This window comes from Streptomyces sp. NPDC048718 (assembly GCF_043198875.1).
Taxonomy (GTDB): Bacteria; Actinomycetota; Actinomycetes; order Streptomycetales; family Streptomycetaceae; genus Streptomyces.
In genome coordinates, this window is sequence record NZ_JBICVG010000004.1 from 81,584 (window position 1) to 99,520 (window position 17,937).

Here is a 17,937-nt window from a genome sequence, read left to right on the forward strand (position 1 = left end):
ATTATCACGGACGCAGCTGGTAGTAGCTGTCTCCGGCTGGCGTGAGCACGTGTCTCCGCATGGGGTCCCAGGCTCGCCGGAAGACGGTGGCGAGATGGCGGTGTGCGACGAGCGCTTCACCAGCTCGGTGGGATGCGTCGAAGGCGTGAGCGCGCCGTTGCTGTGCGCGTCGGGTGGCGGGGCTGAGAGCTGGCTTCCGCAGCTGACGTTTTTGGCCGTGTACGTAGATGGGTGCAAGCGGCGAGCGCTTGGCGTTCATGTTGGCCCAGTGGCTGATGGGATCGTTGTCGTGGTCCTTGTATCTGTAGTCAGGGTGTCGTAGCCGGTGGGCGATTTCGGTGTTGAAGCGGCGGCGGTTCCAGGTCGATTGCTGTGCCTCCTGTCTCCAGTAAGGCGATGCGAAGAGCGGGGCTAGCGCGACGGCTTCGGGATAGACAACGGCGCAGAGACGTGCGACGGAGAAGGTCGTTTCGGCTGTGCCGGGCGGGATGAGGATGTTGGCCCGGCGGGTCCAGTCGTGCCATGCCGCGCCGTTCTCGTTCTCCGGTCGTGACCAGAGCTGGCCGCAGATGAGTATGGCGGTGAGGACGGCGTCGTAGGTGACGGCCCACCCGTGACGCCGGAGGATGCGCAGATGCCGATGCTGTGCTTGAACGACCTCTGGAAGGGTATCGAGGGTCGTGGTGTGTCCGTCGGCGTCGGATGGGCAGAGCCAAAGCCGGTGCCGGGTGCAGACGTAACGATGGTGCGGCATGATCCTGATGACCTCGCCGCCAGGGTGTTTGGCATTGCAGTGAGGGCAGCCGGGCTGTGGCTGGTGGCGGAACATGGCCCAGTCGGGCTGTGGTGTGCGAAGTTCCGGCAAAGCGCCGGCGAGGGCGTGAACGGTTCGGCCAGTGATGGCAGCGAGGCGTTCGGGGACGACGACACGACGCATGCCTCCGGAGGCTTCACGTTCGGTGACGCATCGCCAGAGGGCGTTGATGTCGAGGCCGTGGAGCCGGGCCAGACGGGCTATGTAGGAGGCGGAGATCTCATGCCGGGCGGGCGGGACGGGATCAGGAAGACGGCGCAGGAGCATCAAGCCACTCGCCTTCGCCGGGAGGAGGGCTTGGCCGGTGCGGTGAGTTTCTCGGACTGCTCGGCGGCGAAGTCGATCGGGACGACGGCCAACAGGTCCTCGGTGATGCGTTCACTGCCATCTTCGATGGCCAGGACGGCGGCGCCGCGGATGAGCTGGGAGAGGCTGCCGATCATGCCGCCGGTGCGGTGGAAGATGTACTCGCTCAGGCCAGTGAGCGTTCCTGCGGTGTGGTCGTGCAGCCGGAGCGTCGACTCCAGGGTTCCCACCAGGGCCCGCCAGGTTTCGCGATCGGCAGCTGTGGCGTGCGCGAACGGGGCGGCGGGGATAACGACGAAGCGTCCGGCGATCTGCCGTCCTCGGGTTCCGGCGAACAGGCCCTTGGATTCGACGTCGATGCCGGCGTAGGCGAAGGTGGCAGGTAGCCGCTCGGCGAGGTACTTCAGCTGGTCGGAGGCTTCGGCTCCGGAGCGGGTAGTGAGGGTCAGATTGTGGATCTCGTCGACAAGCACCAGGTCGACGTGGACGTGGGCGGCCGTTGCGCAGACGGCGTCAACGACGTCGGTGACGTTGGCTCGGGTGGGGAAGGTCAGCCCGAAGAAGCGGGCGAACTCCATCGCGAGCATCTTCGGTGTGGCCGCGGGCGGGACGGTGACGTAGATGACCGGGAGCCGGTTGCGGTCGCGGGGGTGCCGCTTGCGGATGGCCAGCTCGTGCGCCCGGCCGAGCTGGGTCAGCGCGGTTGTCTTCCCGGTGCCGGAGGCGCCGGAGAGGATCACGCCGCGGCGGGCTGAGATCTGGTTGCGGTTGAGCTGGATCAGCAACCGGGAGGTAGTGGTGACCTTGCGGATGGCCAGGGTGTTCACCATCGGCAGATCGGCGTGATATTCGCGGCGCCGTTCGTCCTCACGCATCCGTTCCCGCGGCCCCAGCGCTGCCCGTTCGCTGGCTGTCAGCAGCGGGGGCGGGACTGGCTCGTGGCAGACGAAGTGACGCCAACCCTCCTTGGTGGTCAGCGGGTTGTCCGGCGGAGCCTGCTTGGCTGATTCCTTCTCCGGGGCAGACGGGGAGGGCGAGTTCATAGCCACCTCTCGGCCACTGCGTGAGCGTCGAAGATCCCGAACTCCGCAGCTGCTGCGGGTGGCTGGAGCTCAGGCTGTGACTCCGTGCGCTGTTCGGTCTCGGGTGCCGCGGCGGGGGCGAGGACGGTGCTGGCGGTGCGGGTGCGGGCGGCCACCTTGGCCGACCGGGTGTCCGGGCCGTGCTCGGCGCGGGTGAGCAAACTGTCCAGGACGCGGGCGACGGCCGTTTCGTTGGTGTCGTCCAGTCCAGCCTCGGCCGCCAGACGGCGCGCGTGTTGCCAGGTGAAGTCCGCGAACGGCGCGTTCATCAGCGGCCACTGTGTCCACGGCGCGGTGACCCAGCCACCCGGTGTGCGGACGAACACCTGGGATAGGTCGTAGGGGTCGTAGTGCACTTCCCAAAGACCGCGCTTGGCGGTGATCCCGGAGTGCTCGCGCCGGTGCGGCCCCAGGTCGGGGCTGTCGTAAGTGCGGTAGCTGACCTGGATGCCGTAGTCGTTGATCGCTCGCCAGGCCACGGGCAGCAATTCCAGGTAGTCCTCGCCGCGCAGCACCAGCGGCAGATAGCCGCAGGCCGCCACCAGCGAGGCGTACTTGTCGTTCGGCGACATCGCCCTCTTCGGGCGGAACGGGTCGCGCAGAGCGCTGTGCGGCCTCGCCTGCCACCCGGCCAGCAGCCATTCATCCAGCAGGTCCTGAAGCTCCGCGACCGTCCAGACGGCCCGGTCCTCGATCCGTTCGCCGCGACGTGAGACATCCCGGCCGGTGTAGCCGGCCAGGTGCTGGGTGAACAGCGTGTTGATCGAGGAGAATGTGGCCTCCACGATCGCCTTGTCGGTCGGCGTGCGCGGACGCGCCCGCTGCACCGAGACGCCGAGCCGTTCGCAGGCCCGCAGGAACGTGTCGGAGATGAATACCTTGCCGCCGTCGATGACGACCGTGTCCGGCGCGATCACCGGTTTCGCCGCTGTCTGTTCCATCCGCGCGTCGACGTCCAGCAGCCGCATGTGCGGCATCCGTGAGGCCGCCATCCGCAGCGACGCAGGCCAGCCCGGCCGCATCGGCTCGGGCACCAGCATCCGGGCCAGCAGAAGCGAGGCGTCCACCGCCTTGGTGCCCACCGGCCGCAGCACCGCGGCGCAGACCGTGCGGGTCGCGACGTCGACCGCGATCGTCAGATCCGCGCGGACCGTCAGCCCGGAGTCGAGCACCACCATCACGTCCAGCGGGGTGGAGTCGATCTGCACCTGTTCCCCGGGCCGGTCCGCGAATGTCGGCGTGAACGGTCCCTGCGGCCGGTTCGCCGTCTGCCGCCGCGTGACCGCCGAACCGAACGTATGCCGCCCGGCCGACAGCGCCTCGATCAGCCTGTAGAAGGTGTTTTTGCTTGGCAGTGGAACCACCCCCTCGCCGTGGGTGGCCTCCACCAGCTTCACCACCCGGCGGATCAGCCGCGAGCGCGTCCCCGTCGAGCCGGACGTCTCCGCGTCCATAACCTCCCGGATCGCCGCCACCAGACGGGCATCCGCCCGCCCGGTCGGCTCCGATACCCGCACCAGACGCTGATCGACCAGGCCCCAGAGCCCCTGCCGGGCATAACGGGCCCGCTTCTCGTTCACCGTGCGCAGGCCAACCCCCAGCTCGACCGCCTTCGCCCTGGCCCGCTCGCTCAACGGGTGCACCGCGGGGTCGTACTCTGGCCGAGGAGACGCGCCCGGTCCGGCGCTGGCGGGCAGCCCTGTGTTGACCTCGGCAATGTGCTGTTCCCACTCCTTTGCCGCCGCCAGCACCGCCTCCGGAAGCGCCGTCAGCAGCCCGGACGGCTCCAGCGCGGGCAACGGCTCCGTGCCGGTGACGGAGAAGTCCGGCGCCGCCATCAGATGAGAGGCCAGCACCACCGATTCCGCCCCGGACTGCGACCGCAGCCGCACCGCCGTACCGGCGAGCGCCACGACTTGGTGGTCCCCGTCGTCGTAGGTGATCCAGTCACCGGGCCGCAGCACCGCCCAGCGCTCAGAAGCCACCGGCCACCCCCGCGGACACCGCAGCTTCCGCGTGCAGGGGAACGGACATGTCCACGGCCAGCTCGTGCGTCCACAGCAGATGGAACAGCACCGGCAGCACCGCGATCTCATCCCCCACCGAGGCTGCCCCGTCCAGCAGCGGCCGCGGCTCGGCGAACGCCGCCAGCAACTCGGAGGCGACCCGCTCCAACCGGTGCCGGGGATGGCGGTAGCCGGCCAGCCAGCGCACATTGCGCACCACGATGGCGTCCGGTGCCCCCACCAGCCGAAACTCCCAACCCACCTGAGCGCAGGCCGTCCGCGTTGCCTCGAACTTCGCCACGTCCCGAGGCTTGCGGCGATCTGCCGGACGGCAGTCGACCACCACCGCCGTGCCGTCTTCCCGGCGGGCGAAGTAATCCGGCGCGTGCGAGACGGCCTTGCCCGCCTCCGACCGCCAGAAGAGCCAGAACGGCTGCGAGGAGATCCCCACCACCGACGGGTCGAAGTCCATCAACATCACGTGATCGCGTTCCAGCCAAGACTCGTACCCGACATGCCCACCGGCCGTCGCCGACCACCACAGACCCGGCAGGTGACGCTGCCCCTTGTACGACTTGAACGCGCGTACCGGAGCGGAGTCCTCGAACCGAACGGCCCACGCGTTCACAAGCGGCAGGCGGAACTCCGCCCCGTCCCGGTCGACGTACCCGACCTCGAACCCCTCAATCGGTGGCCCAGCGGACCCGCCCGACAGCACCTTCAACGCATGCACCACGACCAGCTAACGCTTGCCCCCGATGCAAGGTCACGCTGACCTATGCAAGATCCCATGCAGGATCAAGCTGACCTTTGCAAGGTCAAGCGGTGAAGGACAGTGAACGGGTGATCGCTCAGAGCGAACGGCATTCGGGGAACACCAGGCGGCTCATATGCATTGAGTCGGTGTAGCTCAACTTGACTGCCGAAGGGGAGATCAATGGCTTCCGAGTCCGTGGCGTCCGCGCCGCTCACTTTGCCTGTGCTGCCGCTCGACGACGAGGTCGTGCTGCCCGGAATGGTCGTGCCGCTGGATCTGTCCGATACCGAGGTGCGGGCCGCGGTCGAGGCCGCCCAGGCCGCCGCGCGGGGCGGCGCCGGCAAGCCGAGGGTGCTGCTCGTGCCGCGGATCGACGGAACGTATGCCGCGACCGGCGTGCTCGGCACCGTCGAGCAGGTCGGGCGGCTGTCCGACGGCGACCCCGGCGCGCTCGTCCGCGGCCGTGGCCGCGTGCGGATCGGCGCGGGGACGACCGGGCCCGGCGGGGCCCTGTGGGTCGAGGGAAGCGCCGTCGAGGAGACCCTGCCCGATCCGCTGCCCGGCTCCGTGACCGAGCTGGTCAAGGAGTACAAGGCGCTGGCCACCAGCTGGCTGAAGAAGCGCGGCGCCTGGCAGGTCGTCGACCGCGTCCAGCAGATCGACGGCGTCGGCGCCCTCGCCGACAACGCCGGCTACTCGCCCTTCCTCGCCGTCGACCAGAAGGTCGCCCTGCTGGAGACCGCCGACCCGGTCGCCCGGCTCCGGCTCGCCACCGCGCAGCTGCGTGAGCACCTGGCCGAGCAGGATGTCGCCGAGACCATCGCCAAGGACGTCCAAGAGGGTGTCGACAAGCAGCAGCGCGAGTTCCTGCTGCGCCGCCAGCTCGACGCCGTACGCAAGGAACTGCGCGAGCTCAACGGCGACGCCGAGGGCGACGAGTCCGACGACTACCGTGCCCGCGTCGAGGCCGCCGACCTGCCGGAGAAGGTCCGCGAGGCGGCCCTGAAGGAAGTGGAGAAGCTGGAGCGGTCCAGCGACCAGTCCCCGGAGGGGTCCTGGATCCGCACCTGGCTCGACACCGTGCTCGAACTGCCCTGGAACGAGCGCACGGAGGACGCCTACGACATCCAGGGCGCCCGGGCCGTCCTCGACGCCGAACACGCGGGCCTGGACGACGTGAAGGAGCGGATCACCGAATATCTGGCCGTACGCAAGCGGCGTGCCGAGCGCGGTCTCGGTGTGGTCGGCGGCCGGCGCGGCGGCGCGGTGCTCGCGCTGGTCGGCCCGCCCGGCGTCGGCAAGACGTCGATCGCGGAGTCGGTCGCGCACGCGATGGGACGGAAGTTCGTCCGCGTCGCGCTCGGCGGCGTCCGGGACGAGGCGGAGATCCGCGGCCACCGGCGCACGTACGTCGGCGCGCTGCCCGGCCGTATCGTCCGGGCGGTCAAGGAGGCCGGGTCCATGAACCCGGTGGTGCTGCTCGACGAGATCGACAAGGTCGGCTCCGACTACCGGGGCGACCCGGCCGCCGCCCTCCTGGAGGTCCTGGACCCGGCGCAGAACCACACCTTCCGCGACCACTACCTGGAGGTCGAACTCGACCTGAGCGACGTGGTGTTCCTGGCCACCGCCAACGTCCTGGAAGCCATCCCGGAAGCCCTGCTCGACCGCATGGAACTGGTCCGGCTCGACGGCTACACCGAGGACGAGAAGGTCGTCATCGCCCGCGACCACCTGCTGCCGCGGCAGCTGGAACGGGCCGGCCTGGAGCAGGGCGAGGTCGTCCTGGAGGAGGCGGCGCTGCGCCGGCTCGCCGGCGAGTACACGCGAGAGGCGGGCGTCCGTACCCTGGAACGCTCGATCGCCCGGCTGCTGAGGAAGGTCGCCGCCCAGCATGAACTCGGCGACCGCGAGCTGCCGTTCACCATCGGACCCGACGAGCTGCGCGGGCTGATCGGCCGGCCGCACCACGTCCCCGAGTCGGCACAGGACCCGGCCGAACGCCGCACCTCCGTCCCCGGCGTGGCCACCGGGCTCGCGGTGACCGGCGCGGGCGGCGACGTCCTGTTCGTCGAGGCGTCGCTGGCCGACCCGGAGACCGGCGCGGCGGGGCTGACCCTCACCGGTCAGCTCGGCGACGTCATGAAGGAGTCCGCGCGGATCGCGCTCTCCTTCCTCCGCTCCCACGGCGCGGAACTGGAACTGCCCGTCACCGGTCTCAAGGACCGCGGCGTGCACATCCACTTCCCGGCGGGCGCGGTCCCCAAGGACGGGCCGAGCGCCGGCATCACCATGACGACGGCCCTCGCCTCGCTCCTGTCGGGCCGGCTGGTCCGCACCGATGTCGCCATGACCGGCGAGGTCTCGCTGACCGGCCGCGTCCTGCCGATCGGCGGTCTGAAGCAGAAGCTGCTCGCCGCCCACCGCGCGGGCGTCACGACCGTCGTGATCCCCAAGCGCAACGAGGCCGACCTCGACGACGTCCCGGCCGAGATCCTCGACAAGCTGGAGGTCCATCCGGTCACCGACGTCCGCCAGGTCCTGGAGATCGCGCTGGCCCCGGCGGAGGTGGCGGTGGGCGTGGCGGCCTGACGCGGGCCGGGAGGGCGGCCCGGGAGGGGCGGGGGTGGCGGTCCGGGAGGGCAGGGCCGCGGCCCGGGCCCTTCCGGGCCGCAGTGTCGTGTCGTGCGGGGAAGTGACCCGGCCGATTCCCCGCACGACGACTGTCATTTGATGGACACGCTGCGCCCGAATTCCTGGGTCGTCCGGCCGCCGGGAGGAACGACCGCGATCACCCGCCCGGTGCAGTTCGCACCGTCGTGGACGAGGGCGCTCGCATTGGTCTGGTTCCGCAGGATGAGGGGGAAGACCGGTGCTTCGTAGCAGCCGCTCGGGTTCCGGATGGTGGTGTCGGGGGCGATGAAGAGCTGTCCGTTGGCGGCCGAGGCCGTGCCGGGCAGGGAGAGCGTCATGATCCCGGCGGTGGCGAGAGTGCCGAGGGCGGTCGCGAGGCGTCGCATACAGACTCCAGGGGAGTGAGGTGCTCGGGGACGACGGGGCGCGAGGGCCCCGGAGACAACCTCTCCGTCCGGAGGAGCGCCCGCAATTCGCGGGCGCCGAGCGGGCGATCCGTGGACACGCGAATGGGTGCGGTACGGCGACGGGCGCCCGCCTTTCGGTGGTGCGCCCGCCGCCGTGCCGCGTGTCGCCCGGGATCAGGACTGGTCGCGGCGCCGGGTCAGGAGCAGGCTGCCCGCGCCGAAGGCGGCCAGGGCCCCGGCGCCCGCGAGGGCGAGGGGGAGCGGGGAGGAGGGGGTGCCGGCGGCTTCGGCGGAGAGGGCCGGGGGCCGCTCGTCGCCGCCGTGGCCCGCGTGGCTGACCGTGGAGAGCGGGGCGCCCGCCGCGATCGCAGCCTCGGACGGGGCCTTCGCCGCGGCCGTGCCCGCAGTGGTGGTGGTCGTGGCCGTGCCCGGGGCCGCGTTCGCCGCGCCGCCGCCGAAGGTGACGTCCGAGCAGCTGTAGAACGCCTCGGGGCTGTCGTTGCGCTGCCACACCATGTAGACGAGGTGACGGCCGGTGCGGGACGGGAGGTTGCCGTCGAAGGCGTAGTAACCGTCGGTCGCGGTACGGGTGGTGTTGTAGACGGCGACCGGGGTGGGGTCGAGGTCGGACCACTTCAGCGGCTTCGTCGGGTCGAAGCCCTGCCGGGTGACGTACATCGTCATGGTGCCGGAATGCGCCGCCGTGACCCGGATCTTGAAGCCGAAGGTGCCGGGGGCGACCGCCGTGGCGGGCCAGTCGGTGCGGGCCCAGTCGAGGGCGCGGTACTTCTCGCGGTTGGCCGAGCAGAGCTTGCCGTCCGGGATGAGCGCCTTGTGGTTGCCGTCGGCGTTGGCGATGTTGACCTCGTTCCAGTCGTAGAGCGGCTGGGTTCCCGAGTCGGCGACGAGGTCCTTGCACACCTGCGACTTCGGGGTTTCCGGGCCCTCCGCGTAACAGGCCGCGATCCGGCTGACCGGGTTGAACACGGCGCCGTGGGCCGAGGCGACGGTCGGGGTGAAGGCGGTGAACGCCGCCGCCGCGGACGCTGCGGCGGCGACCAGGACGGGGGTACGGCGGGAAGACGGCATGCGGGGGCTCTCTCTCGTGCGTGGGGGAGGACGCGGAGCAACACATCGTCGGCGCACGGGAGTTGCTGGGATCCGTGCGCCGCCCCGAGGGTCGCATTGGTCCATACCAATCGGCAAGAGGGGTGCCGAAGGAGTCGTGGATTCCCGCCCGCGCGGCAGTCGGCGCCCCGCGAGGGTCGGCGCCCCGCGCGGAAGTACGGAGGTGCGGAGGTGTGGGGGTGCGGATATGTGGAGGCGCCGAGACGCCGAGACGTCGATACGCACAAGGGCGGGGCCCCGGGGTGTTCGTTCCCCGGAGCCCCGCTGGGGTTCCGTACGGTGGCCGCTGACGTACGGCAGCCCCCGGCTCAGCCGTTCGCGAGCGCCTGTACGCGCGAGAGGTCGCCGTTGAAGTGGCTGTGGTCGCCGACGTACGCGCCGGTGGAGGTGTACTGCCACATCGTGTAGTACGACCAGCCGGCCGGCAGCGTGCCGACGTCACTGGCGTAGCGCGCGACCCACAGCGGGTTCGTGGTGGCGAAGCCGGCGTAGTTGCCGGTGCACTGGGTCCACCAGCTCGTCGCCGTGTAGATCACCGCGTCGCGGCCGGTGCGGGCCTTGTAGCGGTTGAGGAAGTCGCGGATCCAGGTGACCATCGCGGACTGCGTCTTGCCGTAGCAGGCGTCGCCGTACGGGTTCCACTCGATGTCGAGGGCGCCCGGCAGCGTCTTGCCGTCCTTGGACCAGCCGCCGCCGTTGTTGACGAAGTAGTCCGCCTGGACGGTGCCGGTCGTGGTGTCGGGGGTGGCGAAGTGGTACGAGCCGCGGATCATCCCCACGTTGTACGAGCCGTTGTACTGCTGCGCGAAGTAGGGGTTCTTGTAGTACGTGCCCTCCGTCGCCTTGACGTAGGTCCACCTCACCCCGCTGTTCCACAGGGTCGGCCAGTCCACGTTCCCCTGGTAGCCGGCGACGTCGACGCCCTCGGTCTGGGCGGCCACGGCCGGGGCGCCGCCCGGCTGCCCGTTCTGGCCGTCGTGGGCGAGCACGCCCATGCCCATGTGGGCGGTGCCGCGCGTGGGGATCTTCTTGGCGCTCGGGCCCGGGTCCTGGGCGGCGCTCGCGGTGCCGGAGAGGGCGAGGGGAAGCAGGAGCGTCAGGGCCGCGAGAGCGGCGCCGGCGAGGGTCTTTCCGGATCTGTGCACACGCATTGCGTGCCTCCGCGATGTCAGTGGGGGGTGTGGGGATGGGGTCGGTCCCGCGCCGGTGGCGGACCGGCGTGGACCATGGCAAAGCCTGACGTGTTCATGTCATCTCTGGAACATGTCATGTACGCGCCGATAGGCCACGCTACGCACGTAGACCAGCCAACGGAAGGGGATCCGGATGCTTCCGTTGGTCTACGCCTGCGAAATACTGGAGGAGCTGCGGCGATGGCCGCGGCGCGAGGAAACTTTCAGCGAGCGGAAAGCGCGCGAGGGGTGCTGACGTGCACGGAAGCGGTACGGGGAGTGAAGCGCCGGCGGCCGGCGGGGGCCGTGTGGACCAGGAGTTCCTCGCGCTGGAGCGCGAACTGGCGGTCCTCCTGCGCCGTGCCCGGGCCCAGTCCGGCGAGATGGCCCGCGAGGTCCATCCGGAACTGGAGCCCTCCGCCTACGGGTTGTTCATCCGCCTCGACGAGGCGGGCCCCCAGCGGGCCACCGACCTGGCCGCGTACATCGGTGTCGGCAAGGCGACGATGAGCCGCCAGCTGCGCGCCCTGGAAGACCTCGGCCTGGTCGCCCGCGACCCGGATCCGGTCGACGGCCGCGCCTCGCTGGTCCGGCTGACCGACGAAGGCCAGGGCCGATTCCGTCAGGTCCGCGACGCCCGCCGGATGAGCTACGTCCGCAAGCTCGCCGACTGGGACCGCTCCGAGGTGGCGGAACTGGCCCGCCTGCTCCAGCACTTCAACCTCCGCTCGGCCTGATCCCCGGGAGACGGACGGCTTGGCCGGTTCGGCCGGTTCCGTGGGTTCGGTGGGTTCGGGTTCACGGGCGCGGTCGGTTCGCGGGCTCGGTCGGATCCGGATCCCGGCCCGCCGGCTCCGCCTCCGGACCGACTCGTACCCCCGCGTCCCGGCGGACCGCCCCGGATCCGTACTTCGACTCCGGCCGCGCCCCGCCCCCGCTCACCCCAGCCGCACGTACACCGCCGTCGCGTCGTCGTGCGGCTTGCCGCCCCGCGGGGCCGCCGATTCCGCGTCGGCCGCCTCCAGCACCCGGACGCGGTCGAGGAGAGCGCGGACGCCCTCCTTCTCCAGGACCCCGAACAGGTCGGCCCAGTCGCCCGCCCCGAACCGGTCGACCCACCGGGTCGCCCCGTCCGTGAGGCCCGCGAGGGCCCGGACCTCGGTGCGCGGGGTCGTGCCGGTGAGCGCGCGGGCGGAGACGGCCGGATCGGCGGCGGCGGTGAAGAAGCCGCCCTCCTGATTGCGCAGGCGGTCGGTGGCGGCGACCGAGCGCCGGACGTCGGCCGGGATCCGGTCGAGCCGGTCGTCGAGCACGGCCCGTACCGCGCCGTCGGGGGACCGCAGGAGCAAGGCCGCGTCGGACAGGACGAGGTGTTCGACCGTCAGGTCGTCCCAGCGGGCCAGGGCGACCGTCGCCTGGGGCGTGCGGGGGTGAGAAAGGTCACAGGTGTTCCGGTGGACGTCGGCGGTGCGCCGGATTGCCCGGGAAAGGATCTCGGACAGCGTCAGATCTCTTCGCGAAGCGGATAGTTCGGTCAGCGCCCCGCCGAGCCGTGCCGTGAACCAGGGCACACCGTGTACACATCCGTCGTCGCCCGACGGGGGTGTCACCCCGTCCAGGACCACCAGCGTGCCACCCAGGCCCGAGGCTGGCAGGGCGGCCGCCGCCCAGTCCTCGTTGGGGCGTTCGGGGCTGCCGGGAAGGGTCGCCGCTTCGGTCCGCATGACGTCCAGTCTGCCCCGCGTCCGCCACTCCCGCATGGCTCCTTCACATCGCCTCCAAACGGCCGAATACGGTCTGTACCAGCGGCGGCGCATGAGCTGGAGGCGGGGATCGGACGGGTCCGGAAAGCTGCGGGCGGGCATCCTGCCAAAGGCCGCGCGGAAGATCCAACCGACAGGTGGGCGAGGTGCCCCGCGGCCGTCATCGGGAGTTGTTGACCAACTCCGGAGTGTTGTTCACTCGTTCGTGTGGCGGAGTGGCCGATGCGAGTCCCCTGACCAGAACCGCTGAAATGGTCGGTGGACACACCAGGGGTGGGGGGCTCATCCATGTGACCGGTCGTCACCTCTGCTTCAAGGGCGGACGATTCAAGAATGCGAGCACCGGTGCAGAAGAAGCGGCCTCGGAGCAACAACGGCGCGCGGAGCCAGACCCCCGGTGACCCGCAGGCCACCGGCCTGCCCATCCGGCCCCTGCCCGCCGAACCTCAGGCGCCTGCGGCATCCCGGGCACCCCGGACATCGCAGGCTCCCCGGACCCCCCAGGTACCCCGGGGCGCGGACTCCATGACCCCGGTCCCCCTCCCCGCCGAGGCCATGAACCCGGCCCCGTCCCCCGCCTCCGGGCCGTCCTCCGTCTCCGGAACGTCTCCCACTTCCGGGCTGTCCTCCGTATCCGGGCCGTCCTCCGTATCCGCCCCGGCCGCCGCCCCGGCCGCCCCCGCACCCGCCGCCACCGGCCGTACGAAGCGGGTCCGCAGCCGCCTCGTCGCCGGGGTCGCCCTCGTCGGTCTCACCGTGCTCGCGGCCGGCGCCCCCGCCGTCCTCGCCGCCTCCGCCGACCTCGACGAGTCCGTCGAACTGGTCGCCCTCGCGCAGCTGGACCGCCAGGCCGTCTCCCTCGCGCACTCCCTCTCCGACGAGCGCGACGAGATCGTCGCGTACATCGCCGCCGGCCGCGACGACCAGACCGGCACTGACAAGACCAAGCGCCGGATCACGGACGCCAAGTCCGCCCGCGTCGACCGCCAGATCGACGAGATCCGCGCCGCCGCCCCCGCCGACCTGCGCCGCGATCTGGCCGGACTGCCCTCCATCCGGCGTACCGCTCTCACCGGCAAGGGCGGCGCGCTCGAAGCCCACCGCGCGTACGGCGAGATCATCGGCAAGCTCCAGGCCCTCTCCGACCGGCTCGCCGAGCGCACCCCGCCACGTGCCGCCGAGGCCGTCCGCGCGCCCGCCGCGCTCGGCCACGCCACCGAGCAGGCGTCCGCCGAGCGCGGTCTGCTGCTCGCCGCGCTCGCCGTACCCCGGCCCGAGGCCACCGGCGCCACCCACTACGACCCGGCCACCGGTACCTACGTCGCCGACGTCCCCGCGGGCTCCGAGGACGCCGACCGCACCAGGAACGCGCTCACCGCCGCCGCCCAGCAAGCCCGGGTCCGCGAACTCGCCGCCCTCGCCGACTTCGACCAGGCCGCCACCGTCACCGCCCGCGCCTCCCTCGCCGCCGGTGTCACGGGGCCCGAGGTCAAGCAGGCCGAGCGGTATCTGGCCAAGCTCACCGACCGGCCCGAGCTCTCGGCGGCCGAGCTGAACACCGACCCGGCCGCTCTGGAGGCCGCGCTCTCCGCCCGTATCGAGCAGATGCGCGGCGTCGAGTCGTCGCTCGCCACCCAGCGTGCCGAACGCCTCGGGGCCCTCCGCGACGGCGACGTCACCGGCCTGGAGACGCGGATCGCCCTGCTCGGCGGCTGTCTGCTCGTCGCCGTCGGCATCTCCACCTTCGTCGCCCGCACCCTCACCCGTCCCCTCGCCGCGGTGCGCATCGGCGCCGCCCGGCTGGCCGACGCGGCCGAGCCGCAGCACGAGGAGCCGATCCGGTTCACCGGGCGCAACGACGAGTTCGCGCGGGTCGTCCAGTCCCTCAACACCCTCCAGGGCAAGTTCGCCGCCCTCGCCGCCCGGGTCGAGCAGCTCGACGGCGACCGCGCCGAACTGGCCGGCGCCCGCGACTCCGTCATCGCCGAGCTGACCGACCAGCGCGCCGAGCTCCAGAGCCAGACCGCCGTGCTCACCGCCGAGCTGGAGCGGCTGCGCGGCACCGTCCAGCAGACCTTCGTCAACCTCTCGTTGCGCAGCCTCGGTCTCGTCGAGCGCCAGCTGGGCGTCATCGAGAAGCTGGAGGAGCGCGAGCAGGACCCCGACCGGCTCGGCACCCTCTTCAAGCTCGACCACATGGCGACGGTGATGCGCCGGCACAGCGAGAACCTGCTGGTCCTCGCCGGCCATGAGCACCACCACGGCCACCCCGGCCCGGTCCCGCTCGTCGATGTGCTGCGCGCCGCCGTCAGCGAGATCGAACGGTACGAGCGGATCAGCATCCAGTCGCTGCCGCCGCACGCCCAGATCGCGGGCTTCGCCGCCGACGACCTGAGCCACCTGGTCGCCGAACTCCTGGAGAACGCGACCTCCTTCTCTCCGCCCGAGTCCCACGTCCAGCTCTCCGGCTGGCTGCTGGAGTCCGGCGAGGTCATGCTCTCCGTCCAGGACAACGGCATCGGCATCGCCGCCGACCGCATGGAGGAGCTGAACGCCCGGCTCGCCGACCCCGAGGTCACCTGCGGGGAGGAGACGGGCGAGGGCCTGGGCATCCGGGTCGCCGCCCTCCTCGCCGCGCGCCATGGGGTACGGGTCGAACTGCGCGAGCAGAAGCAGGGCGGCATCGCGGCGGTGGTGATCCTGCCGCTGTCGCTGCTGCCCGCCGCCGCGCCGGACGCGGTCCCCGCCACCGTCGCGCCCACCGGCCGGGCCGGGGGCATCGCCGCCCCGGGCGCGCGGCTCACCCTGCCGGGGGCGGTCGCCGAGGCCGACGCGAACAGGCTTCCCCCGCGTCACCGCGATCCGCTCATCGAGGCGGCGGAGCGCGCGATCGAGGAGTCGGGATCGCACCCGATCGTCAGGCCGCGGCGGGAGGCCGAGTCCTCTGAGGCGGAGCCGGGGAGCGCACCGGAGACCGAGCCGGAGCCGGAGCGGTCGGAGTCGGCGCAGACGCCGTTCGGGCTGATGGACGCTTTCGGTGCGGGTGCGGGTGCGGGTGCGGGTGCGGGTGTCGGCCTCGCCGATGCCGACACCGATGCGGACTCCGACATCGAAGCCGACATCGAAGCCGGCATCGACGGCGCCGACGAGCCGGGCGAGGTCGCCCTGGAGGCAGGGCCCGGCGCCGGCGTCCGGCACGATGCCTCGTACGACGTACGTCACGACGGCGCGGCCACGTCCCCGGTGACGCCGTCGCACGGAGCCGGGCCCGCGGCCGAACCGGTCGCCGGGCACGACGCGGACCCCGACGAGGCCCCCGCCCGCCCCGGTCTCCCGGCGCGCGGCGCGGAGCCCGTGGCGGAAGAGGAAGAAGCGGCGGAAGCCGCCGCATCAGATGCTCCCGGCACAGTGGACACCGAGCCCACCCCCGCGTTCGGCGAGTCCGTGTCGGAGACCACGCTCCAGGTACGGCTGCCCGTACCGCCGCCCGAGGCGGCGGAGCAGACCACCCACGAGCGGGACCGTGAGGGGGCCTTCGACCAGGCCCAGGCTCCGGGAGAGGCCCACGACCAGGGCCACGACCAGGCCGAGGTCCAGGTTCAGGCCCGGACTCCGGGACAGGCCCACGACCAGGGCCATGAGCGGAGTCACGAGCGGAGTCACGAGCAGGACCCGGGACCCGCCTCGGGACGGACGCCCGGACAGACGCCCGGCCAGTTTTCCGAGCCGGCCTTCGGTCGGGCACCCGCGCCGGCCCCCGAGCCGACGATGGTCCCCGAGCCGGCGCCCTCCGCGCCGGCCTCCGAGGAGACCGGCCCCGGCCCCCGCGAGGGTGGCTGGGACCGGGTCACCGACAAGGGGCTGCCCAAGCGCACCCCGCGGATAGTGCGGCAACCCGGCCCGGCGGCCGGCAACCCGCGGATACGCCGTGGCGGCGTGGACGCCGAGGCGTTGCGCCGCAGGCTCGGAGGCTTCCAGCTGGGAGCCGCGAACGGCCGCCGTGACGTGGCCGCCGAGATCCGGGCCGGAGCCACAGCACGTACCGAGGAGACCACGGGGGACACCGTCGAGGAGGCACGCAGTTGACTGCGACCGGAACATTCGGACTGAGCAGTGAGGCCCGCAACCTGCAATGGCTGCTGGGCAACCTGGTCGAGGAGGTGCCCGGGGTCCACTCCGTGGCCGTCGTCTCCTCCGACGGGCTCCTCCTGCTCTCGTCGGACCCGGACATCCAGAACAACGGCAACGGCAACGGCAGCGGCAACAAGGGCGCGAGCGCGCCGGCGGCGGCCCCCGTGCCCCCGCGGGGCGACGGGCCGCGCGGCTCCACCGCCGACCTCGCCACCATCGTCTCGGGCATCGGCAGCCTCACCATCGGCGCCGCCCGTCTGATGGACGGCGGCGGGGTCAAGCAGACCATGGTCGCGATGGACGAGGGCAGCGTCTTCGTCATGTCGATCAGCGACGGATCGCTGCTCGGCGTGCACGCCGAGCCCGACTGCGACATGAGCGTGGTCGCGTACCACATGGCGCTGTTCGTCGGCCGGGCCGGACACGTCCTCACGCCCGAACTCCGCAGTGAACTGGCCAAATCCATGGAGGGCGTGCGGTGATACCCGCCGCGTCCGCTCACCGGCTGCCGAAGCGCGGGGAGGGGCGCCGCCCCTCCCGGGTCCGTCCCTACTCGCTCACCGGCGGCCGGACCCGCTTCGGCCACGTGCTCCTCGTCGAGACCTTCGTGGCCGCCCTTGAGGCCGCGCCCGAGAGGAAGGTCCTCACGGACGGCGGGGCGGCCGCGCGCGGTCTGATGCCGGAGATGCGGGCCATCGTCGAGATCTGCCGCCGGATGCGCACCGTCGCGGAGATCTCGGCACTGCTGAAGATGCCGTTGGGAGTCGTCCGGGTGCTGCTCAGCGACCTGGCCGACCAGGGAAAAATACGTGTGTACGGGACCGGTCACGGCACCGACCGGCCCGACCGCGCGCTCCTCGAAAGGGTGCTGAGTGGACTCCGCCGTCTCTGAGGCCGCCGCCGTGGCCGAACCGTCCGTCACCGCCGCGAGCACCGACGCGCCCGCGTCGCCCGCTCGTCCGGGTACGGGCATCCCCGCCCAGCCCACCGCCGCCACCCGGCCCATATCCGCGTCCGGTTCCGAGTCCGGACCCGACTCCGAACCCGGGGCCGGCGCCGAGCCGGATCCCGAGGACGGTGCGCGGGACTGGCAGCTGGACCACTCCCGGGCCCCCGTCGCGACCAAGGTCGTCATCGCGGGCGGGTTCGGGGTCGGCAAGACCACCTTCGTCCGCGCCATCTCGGAGATCACCCCGCTCCAGACCGAGGCGCTGATGACCCGGGCGAGCGAGGAGACGGACGACCTCACCGCCACGCCCGACAAGCTGACCACCACCGTGGCCATGGACTTCGGCCGGATCACGCTCGACGACGATCTGGTCCTGTACGTCTTCGGTACGCCGGGACAGCAGCGTTTCTGGTTCATGTGGGACGACCTGGTGCGCGGCGCGATCGGGGCCATCGTGCTCGCCGACACGCGCCGTCTGACCGACTGCTTCCCGGCGCTCGACTACTTCGAGAGCTGCGGTCTGCCGTATCTGGTGGCCGTCAACCACTTCGAGGGCACCGAGCGCTTCGAGGTGAGCGATGTCCGCGAGGCGCTGACCGTGCCGGAACGCGTGCCCGTCGTCATCATGGACGCGAGGAAGCGGTACAGCGTGGTGGAGACGCTCCTCGCGATGGTCGAGCACTCCCTCGACGCGACTCCCGAGTAGCCCGAGGTCCCGGGGCCCTGCGGTCCCGGGACCCGTACGGCCGGGCCTCCCCTCGAACAGCCGAAGCCCCGTACGACCCGAG

Annotated in this window: 14 protein-coding genes; 6 read left to right on the forward strand and 8 right to left on the reverse strand. The window is 71.8% G+C overall.

Going from position 1 to position 17,937, the window contains the following annotated elements; all coding sequences use genetic code 11:
• Positions 1-4 precede the first annotated feature (4 nt).
• Genes ACGFRB_RS08640 through ACGFRB_RS08655 form a run of 4 tightly spaced genes read right to left on the reverse strand, consistent with a single transcriptional unit; the run spans position 5 to position 4,944 of the window.
• Positions 5-1,081, reverse strand: coding sequence for a hypothetical protein (locus ACGFRB_RS08640; protein WP_393240764.1), 1,077 nt, complete (start codon positions 1,079-1,081; stop codon positions 5-7).
• Positions 1,081-2,163: a TniB family NTP-binding protein gene (locus ACGFRB_RS08645; protein ID WP_393240767.1), complete on the reverse strand. Its 1,083-nt coding sequence runs from the start codon at positions 2,161-2,163 to the stop codon at positions 1,081-1,083. Before ACGFRB_RS08645 ends, ACGFRB_RS08640 begins: the two co-directional genes overlap by 1 nt.
• Complete coding sequence (locus ACGFRB_RS08650; RefSeq protein WP_393240770.1) at positions 2,160-4,187, reverse strand: integrase; 2,028 nt, start codon at positions 4,185-4,187, stop codon at positions 2,160-2,162. Before ACGFRB_RS08650 ends, ACGFRB_RS08645 begins: the two co-directional genes overlap by 4 nt.
• Positions 4,177-4,944: a TnsA-like heteromeric transposase endonuclease subunit gene (locus ACGFRB_RS08655; RefSeq protein ID WP_393240773.1), complete on the reverse strand. Its 768-nt coding sequence runs from the start codon at positions 4,942-4,944 to the stop codon at positions 4,177-4,179. The genes ACGFRB_RS08650 and ACGFRB_RS08655 overlap by 11 nt, the downstream gene beginning before the upstream one ends.
• 201 nt (positions 4,945-5,145) lie before the next feature.
• On the opposite strand from ACGFRB_RS08655, the gene lon reads away from it, so the two are divergent.
• The gene (gene lon, locus ACGFRB_RS08660; protein ID WP_393240776.1) at positions 5,146-7,557 is read left to right on the forward strand and encodes an endopeptidase La; all 2,412 of its coding nucleotides are present in this window, start codon (positions 5,146-5,148) and stop codon (positions 7,555-7,557) included.
• A 134-nt stretch (positions 7,558-7,691) separates the two neighbouring features.
• On the opposite strand, the gene ACGFRB_RS08665 is transcribed toward lon, so the two are convergent.
• The 3 genes from ACGFRB_RS08665 to ACGFRB_RS08675 form a co-directional block, all read right to left on the reverse strand.
• Entirely contained in the window at positions 7,692-7,985 is a 294-nt protein-coding gene (locus ACGFRB_RS08665; RefSeq protein ID WP_393240779.1) for a hypothetical protein, read from the reverse strand.
• Positions 7,986-8,180: 195 nt separating this feature from the next.
• Positions 8,181-9,095, reverse strand: a complete 915-nt coding sequence (locus ACGFRB_RS08670) for a lytic polysaccharide monooxygenase (RefSeq protein WP_393240781.1) — start codon at positions 9,093-9,095, stop codon at positions 8,181-8,183.
• Between the two features lie 347 nt (positions 9,096-9,442).
• On the reverse strand, positions 9,443-10,285 hold the full coding sequence (locus ACGFRB_RS08675) for a lysozyme (RefSeq protein WP_363001365.1): 843 nt from the start codon (positions 10,283-10,285) through the stop codon (positions 9,443-9,445).
• Between the two features lie 278 nt (positions 10,286-10,563).
• On the opposite strand from ACGFRB_RS08675, the gene ACGFRB_RS08680 reads away from it, so the two are divergent.
• Entirely contained in the window at positions 10,564-11,043 is a 480-nt protein-coding gene (locus ACGFRB_RS08680; RefSeq protein WP_363001363.1) for a MarR family transcriptional regulator, read from the forward strand.
• A 201-nt stretch (positions 11,044-11,244) separates the two neighbouring features.
• Here the strand turns inward: ACGFRB_RS08680 and ACGFRB_RS08685 are convergent, their stop codons facing one another.
• Positions 11,245-12,030, reverse strand: a complete 786-nt coding sequence (locus ACGFRB_RS08685) for a hypothetical protein (RefSeq protein WP_393240784.1) — start codon at positions 12,028-12,030, stop codon at positions 11,245-11,247.
• 564 nt (positions 12,031-12,594) lie between these two features.
• Here ACGFRB_RS08685 and ACGFRB_RS08690 point away from each other — a divergent pair.
• The 4 genes from ACGFRB_RS08690 to ACGFRB_RS08705 are packed head-to-tail and all read left to right on the forward strand — an operon-like array spanning position 12,595 to position 17,855.
• Positions 12,595-16,155 (forward strand): nitrate- and nitrite sensing domain-containing protein, encoded by a 3,561-nt coding sequence (locus ACGFRB_RS08690; RefSeq protein WP_393240787.1) that lies wholly within the window; start codon positions 12,595-12,597, stop codon positions 16,153-16,155.
• On the forward strand, positions 16,152-16,682 hold the full coding sequence (locus ACGFRB_RS08695; protein WP_393240790.1) for a roadblock/LC7 domain-containing protein: 531 nt from the start codon (positions 16,152-16,154) through the stop codon (positions 16,680-16,682). Before ACGFRB_RS08690 ends, ACGFRB_RS08695 begins: the two co-directional genes overlap by 4 nt.
• Positions 16,679-17,092 (forward strand): DUF742 domain-containing protein, encoded by a 414-nt coding sequence (locus ACGFRB_RS08700; RefSeq protein ID WP_361236019.1) that lies wholly within the window; start codon positions 16,679-16,681, stop codon positions 17,090-17,092. Before ACGFRB_RS08695 ends, ACGFRB_RS08700 begins: the two co-directional genes overlap by 4 nt.
• Positions 17,073-17,855 (forward strand): ATP/GTP-binding protein, encoded by a 783-nt coding sequence (locus ACGFRB_RS08705; RefSeq protein ID WP_393240793.1) that lies wholly within the window; start codon positions 17,073-17,075, stop codon positions 17,853-17,855. The genes ACGFRB_RS08700 and ACGFRB_RS08705 overlap by 20 nt, the downstream gene beginning before the upstream one ends.
• Positions 17,856-17,937 lie beyond the last annotated feature (82 nt).